Below are 20,060 nucleotides of genomic sequence, written 5' to 3' on the forward strand. Positions count from 1 at the left end.
CTCAGGCCTTCACCGCGTCCACCACCCACTCGCGGACGACATGGGCCCGGTTGTCCATGGTGCGGGTGACTTCCTCGAGCTGCTCGATCTTCCAGTCCGCGAGCAGTTCGCGGATGTCCTGCTCGCTCGCGAAGCGAACCACCCCGGTGCCCGCGAACGGCCCCTGCGCGCATTCCCACTGGCCGCGGCCGTGCGGCGTGCCGGTGCCTTCGCCCCAGCTCCCCGTGGCGGGCGTGCGGACGTAAAGCCGTCCACCCGACCTGGCCACGCGATGCAGTTCGCGGTAGAGCGATCGCGCTTCTTCATGGCTGTTGCAGGTGGCCGCATCGCTGTCCAGCACCGCGTCGAAGCTGCCGTCCGGCCACGGCAGCGGCTTGCAGATGTCGCCGACCCGCAGCTGGGCGCCGTGATCCCGCCAGCCGGGCACTTCGGCGTCCAGCCGCGCACCAGTCAGTTCGCATCCGGCTTGCGAACCTTCGAGGCCGAACACGGTGAAGCCCTCGCGTGCCGCATACCAGAGGTTGGCGCCGGTGCCGAAGCCGGCCTCGAACACCTTCACCTCGTGGCGGGCCGGATGACGGTAGAAGTGGCCCGCCATGAAGCGGATGAACTCCTCCGGCGGGTACTTGCCCCAGGCACGGGTGCGGAAGATCTCTTCCCAGCGGGGGTCCAGGGCCATGGTCGGGTTCGTTCAGTCGAACAGCAGGTGGGGCGGCAGGCTCTCGCGATGGTACCCGCGCGATTGCGCGAATGCCGAGTAGAGCGCCTCGTGGTGGATCGCGTTGCCGACGTGGAAGATGCGCTCCCGCCGCGAGAAGGCGCGCTTGTAGAACAGGAGCGGGTTGTCCGCGTCGGTGCTGGTGCCTCCGCCCAGGTACAGGTTGGACAAGCCCCGGGCCGCACCCTCCAGCGCGGCGGCGTGCTGCAGGAGATAGGCCGTGCCGATCGCGTGTCCGGCTTCGCTGCTGGCGCCCAGGTGGTATTCCATGGTGCCGCCCGGCGCGGCGTCTCGCGCGCTTCGCTGCTGGAACAGGTAGACGCCGGCCGACAACCACTCGCCGCCTTCGCCGCAGATGCACAGCTCGATGCCTTCGAGCGCCGAGATCGCCTCGAAGTAGGCGTCGCCGAAGTGGTAGCGCTCGTGCGCACCCATCGCCGCCATCGCGCGCCGGTAGAAGTCGCCGAAGGCCCGCCAGTCGGCGGCTTCGCGCGACCAGCGCACCGGGATCCGGGCCGCACGCTTGAGCTTGCGGCGGGCGAGCGTGTTGTACTGGCCTTCGACAGGGTGCACCTGCAGGTCCACGCTGACGGTGACGCGATTCGCGCGCACGTCGCCGAGGAAGAAGCGCTGGTGCTCCGCCTCCGGGTGGAAGCGGCAGAACTCGCCCAGGACGCTGTGGCCCCGCGCCCAGGCCTGGTACGCGGTCCAGGCGCCTTCGATGAAGGCCGGCTCCTCGTTGCTGCACAGCGGCCCGCCATAGCCGTAGGGCGAAATCGCTGCCTGTCCGAGGCCCGGCACGTCGCGTAGGTGCAGCGTGTGCAGCCAGCGCGACGGTCCTTCCTCGTAGCCCACGTGAAAGCACGTCAGCCCCGGCGCGCGGCGCGTGTCGGCCTGGCCGAAATCGGGCGCCAGGCTGCGCAGCCGCTGCGTGCGCGGCATGGACTGGAACCACGCCATCGCCTCTTCGGGTCTCAGTTCGAGCGAGCGCGTCACAGCCACCGTGCCAGCGCTTCCAGCACCCGGGGCGCGGCCGGCGCCAGGTCGACGGCCGCTCGGCGGGGCGGCGCGGCATCGAGCGCTACGGCCAGCCCTTCCAGGGCCACCGCCGCATCCGCGATCCCATACGCCAGGTAGGGCGCATCGAGCGTATAGAGCGAGCCGGTCACCTGCACGACCGCGCAACCCGCGATGCTGGCCTCGAGCCCGACAGTGGACGTGAGCACGACCGCGCCGTCGCAGGCATGCAGGAGCTCGTGCAGGTTCTCGGTCCGTGGAGACAACCACTCGCGGGCGCCCAACTCGATTCGGTAGTCGCCTTCCGACGGATGGGGCCGGATCACCAGTTCCATGTCGGGCCGGGCCCGCGTGATGCGCTGCAGTTCCTGCGCGATCCGCCGCGGCAGCAGCGTGTCGCCCCGACCGGGCTGGCAGGGATGGCTTTCGGGCTCCACCTGCGAGGCCCAGAGCCAGACGCGGCGGCCATCCCAGCCTCGCGCCTTTCGCAGCGCAGCGCCGCGCTCGCGGACGCCGGGATCGAGCAGCCCATCGAACGCCGGATTGCCGGTGACGATGACCTCTTCCGCACGGCGGCCCGTGGCGACGAGGCGGTCGCGCACGCGCTCATTCAACACGCAGATGCGATCGGCAAAACCGGGCTCGCGCAGCCACTCGATCTCGTAGGCGGCGAACAGGTCCACTAGGCACACGGCCGGAACCCCGAGGCGCCGTGCCGCCAGAAAACTGGCCCGTTCGGCGCGCGGCGCGCTGGTCGCCACGAGGAGATCGGGCTGCACCTTGGTGAGGATGCGTTCGAGCGTCGGGACCGGAAGAAAGGCCTGGCGCCCATGCTGGGCATACAGCGCCGCGGCGCCTTGCTCGCCGTGCTCGCGCACGAGATCCGCGTACGACAGGCCGAGATAGGCCGCGCTCTCCTCGAAGCTGATCGCATGCGCCGGAAGTTTCGCCGCCAGCGCCCTGCCCTGCTGCAACGCGGCCGCGTCGTCAGCGCGCAGGAAGTCGGCGAAGCCAAGGCATGCGAAGCCCGCAGCCTCCACTTCGGCCCGCGCCGTCGTGAGCCCCAGGAACACCGGCTCGCCGAGCCCGCGCTCCCGCAGCAGCCGCGCCACCGGCAGCAGCATGCGCACGTGCCCGCCGCCGTAGCCGACGAACAGCACGCGCTTCATGCCTGCACTCCCTGGTGCCACAAAGCCAGCGCGGCGAGCGCACGCAGCTCGCGCGTCCGGTTGGCCGCGCCGGTCCGATGCGCCTGCAGCAGCTCATCGATCCGCACGGGTTCGAACAGCTGCCGCACCAGCTCGCTCTCGTGCAACAGGTTCGACAGCCAGCCGTGCAGCCCGTGCCGGAACCACTCGCCTACCGGCACGGTGAACATCTGCTTGGGGCGGTAGGCGAGTTCGTGGCCGATCAACGGCACGACCGCGCGCTTGTACCAATGCTTCTTGTCGCCCGCAGCGGACAGCTTGGTGTCGCCCGGCGAGCGGAAGGCGAACTCCATCACCCGCCAGTCGAGGAAGGGCGTGCGCGCCTCGATGGACACGGCCATGCCCATGCGATCGGGCTTGACCAGGTTGTTGCCCGAGAGCAGCAGCTGCATGTCGAGGTACAGCGCCTGGTTCACGCGGTCCAAATGCGCGGCCTCCTCCAGCCACGGCAGGGCCGCGGCCGCGTAGCTGTCGATGCCAGCCAGCTGCCGGGCGATCTCCGGGCGGTAGAGATCGAGCTTGCACGAGGCAGAGAAGAGCGAGATCGAGTCGAAGTACTGCCTGCGGAATTCGCTCGTTTCCAGGCCGGCGACACCGGGCCGCGCGAAGAACTCCGCGTACTTCTCGTAGCCGGCGAAGAGCTCGTCGCCGCCGTCGCCCGTGAGCACCACCTTGACGTGACGGGCGGCCAGTTCGCTCACGCGCAGCGTCGGCATGAACGAGGCGTCGCCGTGCGGCTGGTCCAGGTGGTGCAGCACCGTGGGCCAGCGGTCCAGCATGTCCGGGTCGACGATCTCCATCGTGTGATCGCAGCCGAAGCGCCGCGCGGCATCGGCCGCGTACCGCGACTCGTCGAAGCGCGGGTCCTCGAAGCCGATGCAGAACGTGCGCACCGCCCGCGCGACGTGGCGCGCCATCAGGCCGACGATGGTGCTCGAATCGACGCCGCCCGAAAGGAAGGCGCCCCAGGGCACGTCGGCGCGCAGGCGGATGCGGGTCGCGTCGTCCAGCAGGGACAGGAACTCTTGCGACCAATCCTCGAACGGCATCGCGCGCTCGCGCTGGTCAGCGAGGGACCACCATCGCTGCGTCGACACACCGGAGCGCGTCAGCTTCATCCAGGTGCCCGGCATGACGTGGCGGATGCCCTGCCACACGCTCCACGGCGCAGGGATGTAGTTGAACGTCAGGTAATGGTGGATCGCCTCGATGTCCAGCGCCGGCGCCGCGCCACGGGCGCGAAGCACCGGAAGCATCGCCTTGATTTCGGAACCGAACAGCACTTCTCCGCCGTTCTCGCACCAGTACAGCGGCTTGACGCCGACGCGGTCGCGCACGAGGTACATCGCGTCCTCGCGCGCGTCGTCGATGGCGATCGCGAACATCCCGTTGAGCCGCCGCAGGAACGCGATGCCCTCGCGTTCGTACAGCCGCAGCAGCACCTCGGTGTCGGAGCCGGTGCGCAGCTGCACGCCCTGCGTGCGCAGTTCGGCCGCCAGTTCGACGTAGTTGAAGATTTCGCCGTTCTGCACGAGCGCGACCTGGCCATCGTCGGAGACGAAGGGCTGGTGGCCTCCCGCGATGTCGATGATGGCCAGCCGGCGGTTGCCCAACGTGACGCCTCTGCCTCGCGGCTGCCACACGCCTTCATCGTCCGGACCGCGGTGCCGCAGTGCCTGCGCCATCGCAGCGACGTGCGCGGCGTCCAGCGCCTGCCGGTCGCGGCTCCAGTGGCCGAAGATGCCGCACATCAGTTCGCTCCCGCGCCGCCGAGGCGGCGGAGCGTCAGCAGAAGGATGCGCAGGTCCGCGGCAAGCGTCGCGCGCTGCACGTAGGCCAGGTCGGCGGCCAGGCGCTGTTCGGGCGTGGCCTGCGAGCGCAGCGTCGCCTGCGCCAGGCCCGTCAGGCCAGGCCGCACGCTGCAGCGCAGGGCCCAGTCCTCCGGCCGGTAGTCGCGAGCCTGCACCGGCAGGTCGGGCCGCGGACCCACCAGGCTCATGTCGCCGCGCAGGACGTTGAAGAGCTGCGGCAGTTCGTCGATGCTGCTGCGGCGAAGAAAGCGCCCGACGCGAGTGATGCGCGGGTCGCCATCCGAAGTGAAGTGCGGGCCGCGCGCCGCCGCGTCGGTCACCATGCTGCGGAACTTGAGCATCTCGAACGTCCGCCCGCCCAGGCCCACGCGCTGCTGGCGGAACAGGACGGGCCGGCCGCTTTCGAGGACGATGGCCAGCGCGGCGCCCAGCAACAGCGGCGAGAGCAGCACCAGCGCGAACAGCGCGACCACCACGTCGAACAGCCGCTTCATGCGCGCCGCGGCAGGCCCGCCGCGATCGCCTCGATGCTCGCGGCGATCCGGCGGGCATCGGCTTGCATCTGCTGCGGCGTGCGCTGTGCGAGTTCCACCTCGGCCCGCCGCAGGGCCTGCACCTCGAGCTCGAAGCGCCCTTCCCCCTCGTCCTGCCGGTGGAAGGTGCGCGAGAGGATCACCGCCTGCGAACCGAGCCGCAGGTGCTCGGCCAGGACGTCGCGCCCGGGCAGCAGCCCTTCGCCCAGCCGCGCGATGCCGCCGAAGCCGAAGCGCAGGCCACAACTGCGCGCGGCCTGCGCCACGTGGTCGACCAGGCCGAGCGCCAGCGGCTCGAACATGAAGCGATGGCCGAGGGCCAGGTGCAGGTCGTTGAGGCCCAGGAAGACTTCGTGCAGGCCGGGCGTGGTGATCCACTCGTCCAGCGTCTCGAGTGCCGCCGCCGTCTCCAGCAGCGCGACGATGGGTGCGCGCCCCCCGACGATCGCGGCGAACTCACGCAGCTGCGCGGCGCGGTGGAACATGGGCAGCATCAGCAGGTCGGCGCCCTCCGCGAGCACGGCTTCAACTTCCTCGGCCGTGCCGGGATTCAGCGGATTGACCCGGACCATCAAGGGACTGCGGCGGGCGGCCTCGCGGATCCGGCCGACGTCGGCCACGGTGTGCTGGCTGATGAAGGTGTCGCGGCCCGCCTGCCGCTCGGCCTTGCCCATCCGTTCGAGGTCGACGAAGAGGCGCATGCCGTCGAGTGCGTCGCAGCGGCCGGCGAAAGCCGGGTCGTTGGTGATCTGGAGCAGATCGAGCATGGCCGCGGAAATTATCGCCGCAGGGCTTCGCGCAGGTCGGGGCTTCGCCAGAGGGTGAACAGAAGGACCAGGGCCGCGGCGAACGCGGCGGCGAGCAGCGGGGCAACGAGGCCGTCCTGCTGCCATGGGGCCGGCAGTGCGGTACGCGCCAGCAGCACTCCGATGAGGGCTGCCGCGGACCAGGCCATGCCGGCGGAAGGCAGCCACCGCAGCGCATCGCGACCCAAGGCCGCCAGGCAGGCCACCGCAACGAGCGTGTAGCCGGCGTTCAGCACCTGCATCAGCAGCAGGCCATCGGCCACGCCCGCGGCCGCGGCGACCAGGAGCAGCAGGAACGCGGCGGCGTAAGCGGCGACGGCCCACCGCATGCGGCTTCGGGCCGCGAGCACCGTCAGCGCGACGGCCGCCAGCGCCTGCGGCAACAGGCCCCAGCTGCCCGCCAGGCCCCAGCGCCACACCTGCTCCAGCGAAGACGCGTCCATGCGGCCCCAGCCGAACAGCAGCCGGGCCAGGGCAGGCGCGCCGATCGCGAGCGCGGCGACCGCGGCGCACGCCAGGGTCCACGCCAGCGCGAAGGCCTGGCGCACGGGTGCGGCAACCTGCTCGCCGCCTGCGGCCACGGCACGGGCGATCGGCGGAAAGGCCAGCGCCGCCACCAGCTGGATGGCCAGGATCAGGGGCAACTCCACCAGCTTCCATGCGTAGTTGAACGTCGCCAGCGCGCCCTCGCCCGCGTGGGACGCCGCCGAACGGGCGACGAACGGCAGCGCCAGCGGCAGTCCGGCGCTGAGCACCGCCCACAGCCAGACCGGCGCGGCCGGAGCGGCGACGCCTCGCATTGCGGGCATGGGTACGGACGGCAGCCGCGTCTTGAGCCACAGGAGGCGCAGCCCCATCGCCGTGAGCAGGCCGACGCCCAGGGCGAGGACGGCCGATTGCGAGGACCCGCTCAAACCCGCCGCCGTGATGGCGGCGATGAGGCTCGCGTTGACGACGAGGTTGGCGCCGTACAGGCCCGTGAAGTCGCGTTCATGCTGCGCACGCGTCGCCCACAGCGAAGCGAGCAAGGCCGCAGGCACCGCGGCTGCGCTCCACCAGAGCGCGTTCACCGCAAGCGGCTGCATCGGCGGCGGCACTCCCGCGGCCAGCCAGCGCGCCGCGGGTCCGCTCAAGGATGCGAGGCCGATCGCCAGCAGCGAACCGCCGCCGATGAGGGCGATGGCCACCCGGCGCTGCAGCGCCGCCACCGCCGGCCCGTCCTGCGCCGCCCACGCCGGCAGCAGCACGTAGGCCAGCGCGCCGCTGGCGAGCACCGACGCGATCCAGTCCGGCAAGGACAAGGCCAGTACGGCCACGTCGGCGAGGCCGCTGCTGCCGAAAGCCGCGGCCAGCGAGGACTCGCGCGCCACCCCCAGCAGCCGGCTGGCCAGGAGCAAGGCCAGGGACAAGGCGCCGGCGCGGAGGAACATGGCAGCGGATCATACGGAGCGCGGCAGGAGCGAACGGGCTGGAAACTTAGAATCGGCGGTTTGCCCCCAGCGAGCCCACCCGCATTCATGTCCCAGCAGAACACGCCCGCGGCCCCCGCCGCACCCGTCGACGAGAACCAGCTGATCGCCGAGCGGCGCGAGAAACTCAAGGCGCTGCGCGATGCCCAGCGGCAGGGCAAGGGAGTCGCGTTCCCCAACGACTTCAAGCCCGCCGACCATGCGGCCGACCTGCATGCGGCGCACGGCGGCAAGGCGGCGGAACAGCTGGAAGCCGAGGGCGCCATGGCCCGCGTGGGCGGCCGGATGATGCTCAAGCGCGTGATGGGCAAGGCCAGCTTCGCCACGCTGCAGGACCAGAGCGGCCGCATCCAGGTCTACGTCACCCGGGACGCGGTCGGTGAGGAGGCTTACGCCGCCTTCAAGCACTGGGACCTGGGCGACATCGTCGGCGCCGAGGGCAAGGTGTTCAAGACGCGCACCGGCGAACTCTCGCTGCACGCCACTTCGATCCGCCTGCTCACCAAGAGCCTGCGGCCGATGCCGGACAAGTTCCATGGCGTGGCTGACCAGGAGGTGAAGTACCGCCAGCGCTACGTCGACCTCATGACCGACGAGCAGGCGCGCAAGCGCTTCGTCGCGCGCAGCAAGGCGATCTCCGGCATCCGCGACTTCATGGTGCAGCACGACTTCCTGGAGGTGGAGACGCCGATGCTCCATCCCATCCCGGGCGGCGCCAACGCGCGGCCCTTCTCGACGCACCACAACGCGCTGGACCAGCAGATGTTCCTGCGCATCGCGCCGGAGCTGTACCTCAAGCGCCTGGTGGTGGGCGGCTTCGAGCGCGTGTTCGAGATCAACCGCAACTTCCGCAACGAAGGCATCTCGGTGCGCCACAACCCCGAGTTCACGATGATGGAGTTCTACGCGGCCTACTGGAACTACCGCGACCTGATGGACTTCACCGAGGCGCTCCTGCGCGACGCGGCGCACAAGTCCGTCGGCACCCTGCAGCTGAGCTACTCGGGCAAGCCGGTGGACCTGGCGGCGCCATTCGAGCGCCTGACGATCCGCGAAGCCATCGTGCGGCACACCGAGGCCGGCGACAACGTGGACAACCGCGACTGGCTGATCTCCGCGGTGCGCAAGCTCGGCCTGTCCGAGGAGAAAGATCGCCTCTCGGGCCGCTCGCTCGCGAGCCTGCAGGTGCTCTATTTCGAGGAAGCCGTGGAGGAGAAGCTCTGGCAGCCCACCTTCATCATGGAGCACCCGACCGAGATCTCGCCGCTGGCCCGCGCCAACGACGAGCGCCCCGAGGTCACCGAGCGCTTCGAGCTGTACATCACCGGCCGCGAGATGGCCAACGGCTTCTCGGAGCTGAACGACGCCGAGGACCAGGCCGCGCGTTTTGCGGCACAGGTCAACGCCAAGGACGCAGGCGACGACGAGGCCATGTTCTTCGACCACGACTTCGTGCGCGCGCTGGAATACGGCATGCCGCCCACCGGCGGCTGCGGCATCGGCATCGACCGGCTGATGATGCTGCTGACCGACAGCCCCAGCATCCGCGACGTGATCCTGTTCCCGGCGCTGCGGCGCGAGTGAACCGGCCCGCGTGCTACGGCAGCAGGCGCAAGGCCTGCATGTAGCGCGGGTGCACCATCAGGTCGTCCCAGGCGGGCGCCTCGCCCACCGGCAGCAGCGCCAGGCGGCGCTGCTCGCTCGCGGGCTCGCCGTGCCAGTCGCCCTTGAGCTGGGCCTCCGCCAGTCCGTCCAGCAGTTCGTCGACCGGCTTGCCCTCGCCCACCGACTGGTTGCACAGCAGCACCATGTCGCAGCCGGCATTGAGCGCGGCCACGGCCGCTTCGGTGTAGCTGACCTCGCGGCCGTCGATGCGGCGGGCGCCTTCCATGCTCAGGTCGTCGCTGAAGATCGCGCCCTGGAAACCGAGGCTCTCGCGCAGGATGGCCTGCAGCCAGCGCGGCGAGAAGCCGGCGGGCAGCTTGTCGACCTTGGGATAGATCACGTGGGCCGGCATCAGGCTGGTCAGGCTGGTGTTCAGCCAGCCGTACGGAGCGGCGTCCTCGCCCAGGATCGCCTTCAGCGCCCGGTTGTCGACCGGCACCTCGGTGTGCGAGTCCGCCTTGACGAAGCCGTGGCCGGGAAAGTGCTTTCCGCAATTGGCCATGCCGGCCTGCAGCAGGCCGTGCATCAGGCTCTTGGCAAGGACCGAGACCACCCGCGCGTCGCGGTGGAAGGCGCGGTCGCCGATGACGCCGCTTTCGCCCCAATTGAGATCGAGCACCGGGGTGAAGCTGAAATCGACGCCGCACGCGCGCAGTTCGGACGCCAGCACGTATCCCGCGGCCGTCGCAGCATTGGTGGCGCCGAGCGCGTCGCGCATCCAGAGTTCGCCCAGGACCCGCATCGGCGGCAAATGCGTGAATCCGCCCTGGCGGAAACGCTGCACGCGGCCGCCTTCGTGGTCGACGCAGATCAGCAGGTCGTCGCGAACGGACTTGATGTCGGCGCAAAGGCGCGTGAGCTGCTTGCGGTCGTGCCAGTTGCGCGAGAAGAGGATGAGCCCGCCGGTGAGCGGATGCTGGAGCCGGCGGCGGTCGGTGTCGGTGAGTTCCGTGCCGGCGATGTCGAGGATCAGGGGGGCGTGTTCGTTCATTCCCGGGCTTCTTGTTTTCGTTCCACCACCACGAAGCTGGCGGCGTAGTCGGTTTCGTCGGTGACGCTGACGTGGGCGACCAGCCCGCGCGAGTCGAACCAGTCCTTGAGCGCACCGTGCAGCACCAGCACCGGCTGGCCGCTGGGCAGCTTGGCCACCTCGCAGCTGCGCCAGGTCATCGGCATGCGCATGCCCAGGCCCACGGCCTTGCTGAAGGCCTCCTTGGCGGAGAAGCGGGTCGCGAGGTAGCGCACGCCGCGCTCCGGCCAGCGCGCCGTGCGGCTGCGCCAGGTGGCGAATTCGCCTTCGGCGAGGATCTTGCGGGCGAAGCGGTCGCCATGTTTTTCCAGCGACTCGCGGATGCGGCGCACGTCGCAGACGTCGGTGCCGATGCCGTACACCATGCGGGACCGCCGGCCTTCAGGCGAACGCCGCGTCGATGCGGGCCAGGTAGGCCTTGACCGTCGCTTCGTAGCCGAGCTCCAGCGCATCGGAGATCAGGGCATGGCCGATCGAGACCTCCTGCACGCCGGGCACGGCGCGAAGGAAATCGGTGAGGTTGTCGCGGTTGAGGTCATGTCCCGCATTCACGCCCAAGCCGGCCGCCTGGGCCGCGCGGGCCGCCTCGGCGAAGCTGCCCAGCACTTCGTCCTGCCGCACCGTGCCCCAGGCCCGCGCATAGCTCTCGGTGTACAGCTCCACGCGATCGGCGCCGACTTCGCGTGCCGCCGCCATCAGCTCCGGGCGCGGGTCCATGAACAGGCTCACCCGCACGCCGAGGGAGCGCGCTTCCTGCACCACCGGCCGCAGCCTCTGCGCATCGGCGGGGAACTCCCAGCCGTGGTCGCTGGTGAACTGGCCTTCCGTGTCGGGCACGAAGGTGCACTGGTGCGGACGCAGCAGCCGCACGTGTTCCATGAGGTTGTGGAACGGATTGCCCTCGATGTTGAACTCGGCGCCCGCGTGGTGACCGACCAGCTCGCTCAACGCGGGCACGTCGTCGCCGCGGATGTGGCGGCCGTCGGGCCGGGGATGGACCGTGATGCCGTGCGCGCCGGCCTGCAGGCAGATCGACGCGGCGCGGACCACGCTGGGGATGCCCAGGTGGCGCGTGTTGCGCACCAGCGCGACCTTGTTCAGGTTGACGGAGAGCGCCGTCTTGGAAGCGGTCATAGCGATTGGAGATCCAGCATCAGCTGCCGGGTGCGCAGCGTGGCGACGCCGCAATGGTAGTGCAGCAGGTGGCGCAGCTGCGGCTTCAGCTCGGCCATCGACGCCGCCGCGCGCAGGGTGGCGCCGAAGGGCGCGGGATCATCGAGCGCCGCCTGCAATTGCAGCCAGTCGGCGCCGGCCAGGCCGGGCCGGTCCGGCGCGGTTTCGGCCAGCCCTCCCTCCGGCTGCAGCGAGTAGCGGACCTGCGGCTGCAGCGCCGCCAGCGTGGCGGTCTGGATGTCGAGGGCGGGCAGCAGCCCCACTTCGCGCAGCAGGAGCAGTTCGAACGCGCGCAGCGCCGGCTGCAGCGCCTCGCCGTGCTCGGACGCCAGGACGCGCACCGCCTGCGCGTACGCGTCGAACAGGCGCGGATGCGGATCGTCGCGGGCCAGCAGCCGCAGCAGCAATTCGTTGACGTAGTAGCCCGACAGCAGTGCGTCGCCGGTGGGCATCACCTGCCCGCCGACCCACTCCGCCGACTTGAGCGCGCGGATCTCGGCGTCGCCGCCGAAGGCCAGGCGCAGGGGCTGCAGCGGCAGCAGCACGGGACGGAAGTTGGAGCTGGGACGCTTGGCCCCGCGTGCCACCAGCGCCACCCGCCCGTGGTGGCGCGAGAACACCTCGAGGATCAGGCTGGATTCGCTCCAGTCGTAGCGGTGGAGGACGAAGGCCGGTTCATCGGAGATCCGCTTATTCGTAGCCAAAGCTGCGCACCCGTGCCTCGTCATCGGCCCAGCCGGCTCGCACCTTGACCCACAGCTCGATGAAGACCTTGGCGCCGAGCAGCTTCTCCAGCTCCACGCGGGTTTCCGTGCCGATGCGTTTGAGCCGCTCGCCCTTGTCGCCGATGACCATGGCCTTGTGGCTGTCGCGCTCGACCACGATGGTGGCGGCGATCTTCACGAAGCGGCCATGCTGCGGGCTCGGCTCCTCCTCGAACTTGTCCACCACCACGGTCGAGGTGTAGGGCAGCTCCTCGCCGGTGAGGCGGAACAGCTTCTCGCGCACGGTTTCGCCCGCGAGGAACTTCTCGCTGCGGTCGGTAAGCTCGTCCTCCGCGTACCACCAGGGCTGCTCGGGAAGGTACTTGCCGCAGATCGCGAACAGTCGCTCGATGTCCTTCGGGTTCTTGGCCGACATCGGCACGAACTCGGCGAACGCATGGCGCTCCTGCATGTCGCGCAGCCAAGGCGCGAGCTCCGCGCGGCGGTGCACCTGGTCCAGCTTGTTGGCCACGAGCACGGCCGGCACGCCCGGCTGCAGCAGCGACAGCACCTTGGCATCGCCGAGCGTGAAGCGCCCGGCCTCGACGACGAACAGCACCAGGTCCACGTCGCCCACCGCGCCCATCACGGTCTTGTTGAGGGACCGGTTCAAAGCCTTCGCATGACGCGTCTGGAAACCCGGCGTGTCCACGAAGATGAATTGCGTCGCCCCGATCGTGCGGATGCCGGTGATGCGATGGCGGGTGGTCTGCGCCTTGCGCGAGGTGATGCTGATCTTCTGTCCCACCAGCGCGTTGAGCAGGGTCGACTTGCCGACGTTGGGCTTGCCGACGATGGCGATCACGCCGCAGCGCTGCGTGGCGGCGGCGGTGGCTTTGCCGGCCTCTTGCGGGCCGGCCGGATCCTGCTCCTGCGGGTTCATTTCTGCCTGGATTTCAGCGTCTGCAGCATGGCGGCCGCGGCCGCCTGCTCGCCCGCCCGGCGCGAGGGACCGATGCCGCGCTCGGTGGCGCCCAGCTCCGGGATCTCGCACTCCACGTCGAAGGTCTGCTTGTGGGCGGCGCCCAGCACGCCCGCGACGCGGTAGACGGGGAGCTTCATTTTGCGTCCCTGCAGCCATTCCTGCAGTTCGGTCTTCGGGTCCTTGGCCGCGGCTTGCATGCCGGGGTTGATCTCGACGTCACGGTAGAGCCGGTGGACCAGCGCCTCGGCCGCGTCGTAGCCGGCGTCGAGGTGGACGGCGCCAATCACCGCCTCCAGTGCGTCGGCCAGGATGGACGGCCGGCGCTGCCCGCCGGAGCGGGCCTCGCCCTCGCCCAGCTTCAGCACGTCCGACAAGCCGAGGCCTGCCGCGATCTGGTGCAGGGTTTCCTGCTTGACGAGGTTGGCGCGCACGCGGGAGAGGTCGCCTTCGGGCAAGGCGCCGAGCCGCTCGTAGAGCATGGCCGCGACGGCCAGGTTGAGGACCGAATCGCCCAGGAACTCCAGGCGCTCGTTGTGTTCGGAGGAGAAACTGCGATGCGTCAGCGCTCGCGCCAGCAGCTTCGGTTGCGAGAAGCGGTGCTGCAGCCGCGCCTGCAGGGCGGCAAGGACGGACGCATCACCATCCAAGACGCTACTTGCCCGGGTTGGTCTGGTGGACGTACTTGAGCAGCAGGTACGCGGGGCCGAACATGTGGATCTGCTTGTCGTAGGCGACCTTGAGCACCGTGCGGTCGTTGACCTTCACGATCTCCAGGTCCTTGCCGTCGACCGACTTGATGTCGTCGATGTTCGCGGACCTGTTGAAGGCCGAGCGCACGTCCTGCGGGGTGCCCGCGTCCTTGGCCCTCTCCATCGCCTTCACCACCGCCTGGAATTCCAGCATGCTGGGAACGGCCTGCGCCACCAGCACGCCGAGCGCCGCCAGCACGGCCATGACGATGATGAATCCGAAGAAGGAAATGCCGGCCTGCCGGGCCCTGGAACCATGCTTCATTTCTACCCCTCGCTCCTGCCTTGAGAAATCTCTTTATTCGAAGGAACCGATCCGCCCCAGGTCGCCGAAATTCATCCAGATGAGGAACGCCTTGCCGACGATGTTGCGGTCCGGAACGAAACCCCAGAACCGCGAGTCGAGCGAGTTGTCCCGGTTGTCCCCCATCATGAAGTAGTGCCCTGGCGGCACCTTGCATACGACACCCTCGACACTGTAGCGGCAATTCTCCTTGTAGGGGAAGTCCTCCGCCCCCGGGATGAACGCGGGTCTGTCGTCATCGTTCAACACTCGATAGGACTTGCTACCCAGGGACTCGGCGAACTGGCGCGAATAGCGCATCGAGTCCTCGTCGAAGAAGTCGGACATCGGCTGGCGCGGGACCGGCTGGCCGTTCACCGTGAGACGTTTGTTCAGGTATGCGATCTCGTCGCCCGGCACGCCGACCACGCGCTTGATGTAGTCGAGGCTCGGCTTGGGCGGGTAGCGGAACACCATCACGTCGCCGCGCGTGGGAGGCGTGCCGTCGGTGATGCGCGTGTTGAGCACCGGCAGCCGCAGCCCGTAGGTGAACTTGTTGACCAGGATCAGGTCGCCCACCAGCAGCGTGGGGATCATGGACCCGGAAGGAATCTTGAACGGCTCGAAGAGGAACGAGCGCAGCACGAAGACGGCCACGATCACGGGGAACAGCCCTGCGGTCCAGTCCAGCCACCACGGCTGCATCAGCAGCTTCTGGCGGGTCTGCTCCACGTCCGGTCCGTCGACCTGCGTGATGCCCTGGGCGGCCAGCTGGGTGCGCCGCTCCTGCGCCTGGACCGCCACGCCTTCGGCCACGCGGCGGCGCTGCGGCAGGAACCAGAACCGCTCGGCGACCCAGTAGGCACCGGTGACCACGGTGGCCAGGAAAAGCAGCAGCGCGAAATTGCCTTCGACGAAGCCCAGGTACCAGGCGCCCGCATACCCGGCGAAGGCCGCGAGCACCGCGGCTGTCAGGATCGGCATCACCGTCCTATTCCTCGACTTGCAGGATGGCGAGGAAAGCTTCCTGGGGGACTTCGACCGAGCCGATCTGCTTCATTCTTTTCTTGCCTGCCTTCTGTTTTTCGAGGAGCTTGCGCTTGCGGGTGATGTCGCCGCCGTAACATTTTGCCAGCACGTTCTTGCGCAGCGCCTTGACGGTCTCGCGGGCGATGACGTTGGCGCCGATGGCCGCCTGGATGGCCACGTCGAACATCTGCCGGCTGATGATCTCGCGCATCTTGGCCACCACCGCCCGGGCGCGGTACTGGGCCTGGCTGCGGTGCACGATGATCGACAGCGCATCGATGCGGTCACCGTTGAGCAGGATGTCGACCTTCACCACGTCGGACGCGCGGTACTCCTTGAACTCGTAGTCCATCGACGCGTAGCCGCGGCTGACGGACTTCAGCTTGTCGAAGAAGTCCAGCACGATCTCGCCCAGCGGCAGCTCATAGGTGAGCATCACCTGCCGGCCGTGGTAGGCCATGTTGATCTGCAGTCCGCGCTTCTGGTTGGCCAGCGTCATCACCGGGCCGACGTATTCCTGCGGCATGTACAGGTGCACCGTCACGATCGGCTCGCGGATCTCCTCGATGCGGCCCTGCTCCGGCATCCTGGACGGGTTCTCGACCATGATCACCTCGCCGTCGCCCTTCACGACCTGGTAGACGACGCTCGGGGCGGTGGTGATCAGGTCCTGGTCGAACTCGCGTTCGAGGCGCTCCTGCACGATCTCCATGTGCAGCAGGCCCAGGAAGCCGCAGCGGAAACCGAAGCCCAGCGCCTGGCTCACCTCGGGCTCGTAGCGCAGCGAGGAATCGTTGAGCTTGAGCTTCTCCAGCGCGTCGCGAAGGCTGTCGTACTGGTTGGCCTCGGTGGGATACAGGCCCGCGAACACCTGCGGCTGGATCTCCTTGAAGCCGGGCAGCGGTTCGGTTGCCGTGAACGCGGCGCCGCCGGTCCCCGCCTTGACCATGGTGACGGTGTCGCCCACCTTGGCCGCCTGCAGTTCCTTGATGCCCGCGATGATGTAGCCGACTTCGCCGGCCTGCAGCGAGTCGCGCTGGACGTTGGCCGGCGTGAACACGCCGAGCTGGTTGGCTTCGTACGTCGCTTCTGTGGCCATCAGCTTGATGCGATCGCCCTTGGCAAGGCGGCCGTCGACGACGCGCACGAGCATCACCACGCCCACGTAGCTGTCGAACCAGCTGTCGACGATCATCGCGCGCAGCGGGCCGTCGGGATTGCCGCGCGGCGCCGGCACCCTGGCGACGATCGCCTCGAGGATCTCGTCGATGCCCATGCCGGTCTTGGCGGAACAGGGGATCGCCTGCGACGCATCGATGCCGATCACGTCCTCGACCTCCGCCTTGGCGTTCTCGGGATCGGCCTGCGGCAGGTCCATCTTGTTCAGCACCGGCAGCACCTCGACGCCGAGGTCGAGCGCCGTGTAGCAGTTGGCGACGGTCTGCGCTTCGACGCCCTGGCTCGCGTCCACCACCAGCAGCGCGCCCTCGCATGCGGACAGCGAGCGACTCACTTCATACGAGAAGTCGACATGGCCCGGCGTGTCGATCAGGTTCAGGTTGTAGACGCTTCCATCGCGGGCCGTGTACTGCAATGCGGCGGTCTGCGCCTTGATGGTTATCCCACGCTCTTTTTCGAGATCCATCGAGTCGAGGACCTGCTCTTCCATCTCGCGGTCGGAGAGTCCTCCGCAACGCTGGATCAGTCGATCGGCGAGCGTCGACTTGCCGTGGTCGATGTGCGCAATGATCGAAAAATTTCTGATGTGATTCATCAACGGGAACGCTTAAGTGATTGATTCATCTGGGCGAACCCAAAGAAAAAAGGGCGCGTCGAGTGGCGACGCGCCCTGAACCAACAATCTATGGCAACTGCGATAGTTGGAGCTTCATTGTAGGCAAAAAGCCCGGCACGTACAGCCGACGGTCCGCCGCAAAAGGCCCGTTGCAGCCCCACAACGAGAAATTCATCCACAGGATATCAACAGAATGCGAAGGGGGTGTGCAGGACAACTTGTGGGCGATCTGTGGATCAGCAGGCGCCCGGTCCGAGGCATCCCGTATGGTGGACTTTCGGACCTTCGTTATGCGTAAAAGCCGCCCTGACGGGAGCGGATTCTATCCATTTGGAGGGGTCGGCCTCGCCAGGAAGTTAGCGGACGCCAACCGGAAGGGCTCAGCTTTCCGAAAGAAAAAAATATTGTCGAGTTGCATCGCGCCTCCTCCAATCGCGCAAAAGCCCCGACCCGCGTACGGGTTCGGGGCTCCTGGACGGTCTGGATCAGCGGGCCGGCCGGATCAGCAGGTAGGTCGCCAGCTCGCCCCGGCGCAGCAGGACGGGAATCGGCTTGGTGCGATCGGCCTTGCCGACCGCGGCATCGAACTCGCGCACGTTGCTGATCTCGGTGTTGCCGATCTGCAGGATCACGTCGCCTTCGCGGATGCCCGCGCGTGCAGCGGTCTCGGCAACGCCCTCGACCCGCACGCCGCCCTTCACCTTGAGCTCCTTCTTCTGCGCCTCGGTGAGTTCAGCCACCGCGAGACCGAGCGACTGCGCCGCGGGTGAGCCGCCCTTGGGCTTGTCATCGGGCGCCTGCGCGCGGCGCACCGGCTTCTCCGCCTCGAACTCGGCAATCTGCACGTTCAGGTCGCGCGAGCCGCCGCGGCGGAACACCGTGATCGTCGAGCGCGTGCCCGGCTTGGTGTTGCCGACCATGCGCGGCAGGTCCGTGGCCTTGTCGATCTGCTGGCCGTTGAACTTGGTGATGATGTCGCCGGCCTCGACGCCGGCCTTGTCCGCTGGCGAACCGGGTTCGACGCTGCGCACCAGCGCGCCCTGCGGCTTGCCAAGGCCGATCGATTCGGCGACGTCCTTGGTGACCTGGTCGATCTGCACGCCGATGCGCCCGCGCGAGACGCGGCCGTTCGGGCCGCGCAGCTGGTCGGCCACGCGGATGGCCTCGTCGATCGGGATCGCGAACGAGATGCCCATGAAGCCGCCCGAGCGCGAATAGATCTGGCTGTTGATCCCCACCACCTCGCCGCGCAGGTTGATCAGCGGGCCCCCGGAATTGCCGGGGTTGATCGCCACGTCGGTCTGGATGAACGGCAGGTAGTCGCCCGTGTCGCGCGCCTTCGCGCTGACGATGCCGGCGGTGACGGTGTTCTCGAGACCGAAGGGCGAGCCGATGGCCATCACCCACTCGCCCACCTTGAGCTTGCTGACGTCGCCGATCTTCACGAACGGCAGGCCGCCCGCGTCGATCTTGATGACGGCCACGTCGGTGCGCTTGTCCGGCGTGCCGACCACCTTGGCCTTGAACTCGCGCTTGTCCGGCAGCGTGACGAGCACTTCTTCGGCGCCTTCGACCACGTGCGCATTGGTCATCACGTAGCCGTCGGCCGTGATGATGAAGCCGGAACCCACGCCGCGCGGGCGCTCGCGCTGCTCGTCATCGGGCGCGGAGCGCGGGCCGCGGGGCACGTTGGGCATGGGCTGACCGAAGAAGCGGCGGAAGAACTCCTGCATCTCCTCGTCCATCTGCGGACCCTGCGACGAACTGCGGGCGCGTTCCATCGTGCGGATGTTCACCACCGCCGGGCCGACCTGCTCCACCAGGTCGACGAAGTCGGGCAGGCCGGTGCGCGGCTGCGGGGCGGACTGCGCGAGCGCCGGGGCGGCAGGCAGCAGCACCGCGCCGCCCGCGGCCACCGCCAGCACGCCGGCGAGCGCATGGCTGCGCAGCGAATTCCAATGGATGCGGATCATGGGGACCTCTTCCTTCGACAGCTGAACCTCAGACTCAGAACCGTACGCGGCCGGATTGGTTCACTCGGCCGCGGCACGCCCGAAGATGGGGACTCACCGGCGCCGCTCAAGGTTCTGCGCGAAAGCCTTGAGCGTCTGGGCGGGAACTTCCCCGACCACCGTCAGCCACCAACCCTCGACGCGGCGCGCGAGCGTGTGGGTGGCGCCGCTGGCGAACAGGCCTTCCTGCAGGTGCCGCTGGCTGTCGTAGGGCTCGACGAACAGCGACACGGCGGCCAGCCCATCCGAAAAGATCCAGTGGATGCTGCCCTCGGGCGCACCCGGCGCCGCGACGCGCTTGTAGCAGCTCATCGGCTTGAAGCCGGCCACTGCGGACTTCATGGCCCAGCCTTCCGCGGCAGGGTCGGTCTTGACCGCATTGGCGCGCTCCACGCGCCAGCCTTGCGGCGTCTGCATCATCTGCGCCAGCCGGTCGGCCCGCACCGGCGCATCGAGCTGCAGTTCGGAGAACGCCGCCTGCTCGAGCACCTTGCCCTCGGCGTCCAGCGTCTGCAGCTTGACCACCAGGCCGGATCGCTTCTCGCTCCACACGCGGTAGCCGAACCGCAGCGCATCCTTGGGCGCGAGCTGGACCACGTCGGCGTCGAAACCCGCCACGCGATCGTTGCCCAGGCGGCGGGCTGAATAGAACTCGGGGATCGACGTATCGGAGGACTGCAGGAGGTGCGGGAACTGTCCGAGCGAATCGTGCTTCTCCGCGCGCACCACGCGGTGCTCCGGCAGGAAGGTCAGCACTTCGTCGTTGCGGCGGATGGTCGAACGCGGCGCGCCGGACAAGACTTCGACGCGCTCGACCTGCTGCGCCGCATCTCCCGAATGCCAGATGCGGGCGCTGGACAGCGCGCCGCCGCTGGAGGACACCACGAAGGTTCCGACGTAGCTGCGCAGGCGCGAGGCGTCCTGCATGCGCATGAGCCACTCGTTGACGCTGCGCTCCGGAACCAGGGGTGCGGAGGCGCCCTTCGATTGCGCCGAAGCGGCGCCTGCCAGCGCGTAGAGCGCGAGCAGGCACGTCCCGGCGGCGGCTCGCAACGGGGGCAAGGTCATCCGCA

19 protein-coding genes are annotated in these 20,060 nt (G+C 68.8%); 1 reads left to right on the top strand and 18 read right to left on the bottom strand.

All coding sequences use genetic code 11. The features are described from left to right. Position 1: 1 nt before the first annotated feature. From EZ313_RS14325 to EZ313_RS14355, 7 genes are read right to left on the bottom strand one after another with little or no spacing between them, the layout of a single operon-like run. On the bottom strand, positions 2-679 hold the full coding sequence (locus EZ313_RS14325) for a class I SAM-dependent methyltransferase (RefSeq protein ID WP_135263965.1): 678 nt from the start codon (positions 677-679) through the stop codon (positions 2-4). Positions 680-691: 12 nt separating this feature from the next. Then, positions 692-1,720: a hypothetical protein gene (locus EZ313_RS14330; RefSeq protein WP_135263966.1), complete on the bottom strand. Its 1,029-nt coding sequence runs from the start codon at positions 1,718-1,720 to the stop codon at positions 692-694. Further along, positions 1,711-2,904: a glycosyltransferase family protein gene (locus EZ313_RS14335; protein ID WP_135263967.1), complete on the bottom strand. Its 1,194-nt coding sequence runs from the start codon at positions 2,902-2,904 to the stop codon at positions 1,711-1,713. The genes EZ313_RS14330 and EZ313_RS14335 overlap by 10 nt, the downstream gene beginning before the upstream one ends. Further along, positions 2,901-4,694, bottom strand: coding sequence for an asparagine synthase (glutamine-hydrolyzing) (gene asnB / locus EZ313_RS14340; protein ID WP_135263968.1), 1,794 nt, complete (start codon positions 4,692-4,694; stop codon positions 2,901-2,903). The genes EZ313_RS14335 and asnB overlap by 4 nt, the downstream gene beginning before the upstream one ends. Continuing rightward, positions 4,694-5,248 (bottom strand): sugar transferase, encoded by a 555-nt coding sequence (locus EZ313_RS14345; RefSeq protein WP_135263969.1) that lies wholly within the window; start codon positions 5,246-5,248, stop codon positions 4,694-4,696. Before EZ313_RS14345 ends, asnB begins: the two co-directional genes overlap by 1 nt. After that, positions 5,245-6,054: an aldolase/citrate lyase family protein gene (locus tag EZ313_RS14350; protein ID WP_135263970.1), complete on the bottom strand. Its 810-nt coding sequence runs from the start codon at positions 6,052-6,054 to the stop codon at positions 5,245-5,247. The genes EZ313_RS14345 and EZ313_RS14350 overlap by 4 nt, the downstream gene beginning before the upstream one ends. Positions 6,055-6,065: 11 nt before the next feature. Beyond that, the gene (locus EZ313_RS14355) at positions 6,066-7,523 is read right to left on the bottom strand and encodes a lipid II flippase MurJ (RefSeq protein WP_135263971.1); all 1,458 of its coding nucleotides are present in this window, start codon (positions 7,521-7,523) and stop codon (positions 6,066-6,068) included. An 87-nt stretch (positions 7,524-7,610) separates the two neighbouring features. Here EZ313_RS14355 and lysS point away from each other — a divergent pair, with 87 nt between their 5' ends. After that, a complete protein-coding gene (gene lysS / locus EZ313_RS14360) occupies positions 7,611-9,146 on the top strand; it encodes a lysine--tRNA ligase (protein ID WP_135263972.1) in 1,536 nt (511 codons plus the stop codon). 13 nt (positions 9,147-9,159) lie between these two features. On the opposite strand, the gene nagZ is transcribed toward lysS, so the two are convergent. The 11 genes from nagZ to EZ313_RS14415 form a co-directional block, all read right to left on the bottom strand. Further along, complete coding sequence (nagZ, locus tag EZ313_RS14365; RefSeq protein ID WP_135263973.1) at positions 9,160-10,218, bottom strand: beta-N-acetylhexosaminidase; 1,059 nt, start codon at positions 10,216-10,218, stop codon at positions 9,160-9,162. Continuing rightward, on the bottom strand, positions 10,215-10,622 hold the full coding sequence (acpS, locus tag EZ313_RS14370; protein ID WP_135263974.1) for a holo-ACP synthase: 408 nt from the start codon (positions 10,620-10,622) through the stop codon (positions 10,215-10,217). Before acpS ends, nagZ begins: the two co-directional genes overlap by 4 nt. A gap of 16 nt (positions 10,623-10,638) precedes the next feature. Next, complete coding sequence (locus tag EZ313_RS14375) at positions 10,639-11,391, bottom strand: pyridoxine 5'-phosphate synthase (protein WP_135263975.1); 753 nt, start codon at positions 11,389-11,391, stop codon at positions 10,639-10,641. Then, the gene (recO, locus tag EZ313_RS14380) at positions 11,388-12,134 is read right to left on the bottom strand and encodes a DNA repair protein RecO (protein ID WP_135263976.1); all 747 of its coding nucleotides are present in this window, start codon (positions 12,132-12,134) and stop codon (positions 11,388-11,390) included. Before recO ends, EZ313_RS14375 begins: the two co-directional genes overlap by 4 nt. Further along, positions 12,121-13,077, bottom strand: coding sequence for a GTPase Era (gene era / locus EZ313_RS14385; RefSeq protein ID WP_135263977.1), 957 nt, complete (start codon positions 13,075-13,077; stop codon positions 12,121-12,123). Before era ends, recO begins: the two co-directional genes overlap by 14 nt. After that, entirely contained in the window at positions 13,074-13,766 is a 693-nt protein-coding gene (gene rnc, locus EZ313_RS14390; RefSeq protein ID WP_135263978.1) for a ribonuclease III, read from the bottom strand. Before rnc ends, era begins: the two co-directional genes overlap by 4 nt. Before the next feature lie 4 nt (positions 13,767-13,770). After that, a complete protein-coding gene (locus EZ313_RS14395; RefSeq protein ID WP_135263979.1) occupies positions 13,771-14,133 on the bottom strand; it encodes a DUF4845 domain-containing protein in 363 nt (120 codons plus the stop codon). A 33-nt stretch (positions 14,134-14,166) separates the two neighbouring features. Then, positions 14,167-15,135 (bottom strand): signal peptidase I, encoded by a 969-nt coding sequence (gene lepB / locus EZ313_RS14400; protein WP_135263980.1) that lies wholly within the window; start codon positions 15,133-15,135, stop codon positions 14,167-14,169. Between the two features lie 7 nt (positions 15,136-15,142). Next, positions 15,143-16,954, bottom strand: a complete 1,812-nt coding sequence (gene lepA / locus EZ313_RS14405) for a translation elongation factor 4 (protein WP_135263981.1) — start codon at positions 16,952-16,954, stop codon at positions 15,143-15,145. A 506-nt stretch (positions 16,955-17,460) separates the two neighbouring features. Next, the gene (locus EZ313_RS14410; RefSeq protein WP_135263982.1) at positions 17,461-18,948 is read right to left on the bottom strand and encodes a DegQ family serine endoprotease; all 1,488 of its coding nucleotides are present in this window, start codon (positions 18,946-18,948) and stop codon (positions 17,461-17,463) included. A gap of 93 nt (positions 18,949-19,041) precedes the next feature. After that, positions 19,042-20,055, bottom strand: a complete 1,014-nt coding sequence (locus EZ313_RS14415) for a MucB/RseB C-terminal domain-containing protein (protein ID WP_135264659.1) — start codon at positions 20,053-20,055, stop codon at positions 19,042-19,044. Between the last annotated feature and the right edge of the window lie 5 nt (positions 20,056-20,060).

It is taken from the genome of Ramlibacter henchirensis, from assembly GCF_004682015.1.
In the GTDB taxonomy this organism is placed as follows: Bacteria; Pseudomonadota; Gammaproteobacteria; order Burkholderiales; family Burkholderiaceae_C; genus Ramlibacter; species Ramlibacter henchirensis.